The organism is Mesorhizobium sp. M7A.F.Ca.US.002.01.1.1, assembly GCF_004022955.1.
Classification (GTDB): Bacteria; Pseudomonadota; Alphaproteobacteria; order Rhizobiales; family Rhizobiaceae; genus Mesorhizobium; species Mesorhizobium ciceri.
In genome coordinates this window covers 1-1,536 of sequence record NZ_RZQE01000818.1, presented here as the reverse complement: position 1 = coordinate 1,536, position 1,536 = coordinate 1, and the positions used below count along the sequence as shown (strand labels likewise).

Below are 1,536 nucleotides of genomic sequence, written 5' to 3'. Positions count from 1 at the left end.
CCTCTGGCCGGCATCCTGGCGCGAAACATAATCGCGAAAACTGTTGCATTCGACATCGGCCTTGACACAGACATCGCCGGCAAAACGCTCCAGCGCGTTCCAGTAGGCGCCGTCATTCATCAGCGCGAAGTGGAAGCCGAGCTCCAGCGGAATGCGCTTGCCGGCATACTGCTTGTCGAAGGCGGCGCGGAAGGCATCATAGGTCCGGTTGGCGAACTCGCCCGCTTGGCTTGGCCGTTCGAAGCCGCCGGAATGCCTGACATAGAGATTGTAGTCCATGGCGATCACCGGCCGTGACTTCGGTCCTTCTGGAATCTGCGGCAGCGAAAAGTGCATGACGCCGTTGCTGGCCGTCGGTCGGGCGGGGCCCTGCGAGACGCCGCTGGCGTCGAATTGATAGCCGGCGGCCGGCAGCGCTTCATAGAGCGCCTTGCCCGTCGACAGATACGGCGCGCGAAAACCGACAACCGCATGCCGTGCGAAATCGCGCCAGCCCTCAGGCTCGGGCGCAATGCCGTTGATGGCATAGGCGTTCTCGAGAATGTGCTCGAACGAACCGAACTCTTTCAGCCAGTCGGCCTTGCTCCAGTCCTTGCCGTCGAAATGGCCGCAGCCATGGCTGGCGATGTCGTGGCCCTCATGCGCGGCAAGCCCGATCTGCTCGAGCCGGTCGGTGACTTCCTGTTTCGAGGCGGCAAAGCCGATATTGGATTTCCCGGCGCTTCTGCCGGGTGCGGTGTATTCCTTGCGTGTTTCCGTCGACAGCAGGAAGACGCAGGACAGAAAATAGGTGAAATGTGCCCCGGTGCGCTCAGCCAGTGCTCGACTGCGCTTCCACTGCGAAATGTCGCGGGCGCTGTCGAACGAGATGATGACGACCTGCTTGGGCTTTGCCGGCACCGGTGGCGCGGGCGGGTCGGCCAGAGCCACGCCGGCAGTGACGAGCGCGGCAAGTGAAAACGCAACAACGCGGAACGGACGAAGCATAGGAAATCTGATCTTAACTCGGGGAACGTCTGCAAGCCGGCTATCGCCTAAATGTGGCGCGGGTGCGATGGGCCTCTTCGGCTGCTCGTCCGGGGCAAACATCCGTTTGCCCCGGACAATAGCGATTTTCCGGTTGAACCCCTTCCATGCCGGCAAAATTTCGCTAAAACGCGGGCTGACAAAGGCCCGACCGGGCAGGAATGGTTTGATTTGATGTCCGACGACAGTTTTATCCGTGAAGTCAACGACGAGATCCGTCGCGAACAGGCGCAGGCGCTGTGGGACCGTTTTGGCCCAGCCCTGATTGTCGTTGCGATCCTCGTGGTGCTCGGCACCGCAGCCTTCGTCGGCTATCGCTATTGGGACGAGACGCGCGCCAACCGCTCGGGCGATGCGTTCTCGCAGGCGCTGAAGCTTGCCAATGACGGCAAGAACGATGAGGCGCTGACCGCGCTCGATCAGTTGGAGAAGGATGGCTACGGCGCCTATCCGCTGCTCGCACGCATGCGCGGCGCGACCGTCAAGGCGAACAAGGGCGACGTTCCCGCC

General features: G+C 62.0%; 2 protein-coding genes. One reads left to right on the top strand and one right to left on the bottom strand.

Going from position 1 to position 1,536, the window contains the following annotated elements:
• A partial coding sequence (locus tag EN932_RS35780; protein WP_128369508.1) for a polysaccharide deacetylase occupies positions 1 to 987 on the bottom strand: 987 nt, incomplete at its 3' end.
• A 213-nt stretch (positions 988 to 1,200) separates the two neighbouring features.
• Between EN932_RS35780 and EN932_RS35775 the strand changes: the two genes are divergently transcribed.
• The coding region (locus tag EN932_RS35775; protein WP_128369507.1) for a tetratricopeptide repeat protein at positions 1,201 to 1,536 on the top strand (336 nt) is incomplete at its 3' end.